Raw genomic sequence first — 520 nt, 5'->3', positions numbered from 1 at the left:
GCGGAAGGTAAATGGCACACAACCATAGATTGCATCCGCACCAACCTCGGCCAAAAACCACCCCACAACGGAGCAACCTAACCCCTTGCTCTACCATCCTTCCCGCGGGTCATGATTCATATTATCCACATCGCAAATCCTATCCCCCATGCCACTACCTATATTATAAGAATCATCATTTATCGCATCTACATGATGGGTAATATCTCCCCACTCATACCCCATATTATCCAACAACCCCCCTACAATAACCGCACAACGCCAATAACGCCCCTTCTGGGAAAGAACTAAATCTGCCGCCTCGCGCGCCCATCCCCTCAAAACGCCAACCTTCACAAGCTTCTTAATCGTTCCCTTCCGGTCCTCCCGAAAGGCCTTCAATAACCGCTCAATCGATGGCGCATAAGGGTCTTCCACATTCGGGTCTTGGTACATCCGCCCAATATCGCAAATGCCCTCCGCCGTCTCATAAGGTCGAAGATTCACTTGTCGAGCTTCATCATAACTAATTGGCATACCG

Annotated in this window: 1 protein-coding gene; it reads right to left on the bottom strand. The window is 49.8% G+C overall.

Annotated elements, in window-relative coordinates:
- Positions 1 to 90 precede the first annotated feature (90 nt).
- Positions 91 to 520, bottom strand: a 430-nt coding sequence (locus tag NQF89_RS08825; RefSeq protein ID WP_266138002.1) for a hypothetical protein, incomplete at its 5' end; no start/stop codon positions are given.

The organism is Bombella pollinis (genome assembly GCF_026385485.1).
Lineage (GTDB): Bacteria > Pseudomonadota > Alphaproteobacteria > Acetobacterales > Acetobacteraceae > Bombella > Bombella pollinis.
Note: the sequence above shows the minus strand (reverse complement) of the source record. Positions and strands in the feature narration are given on the sequence as shown.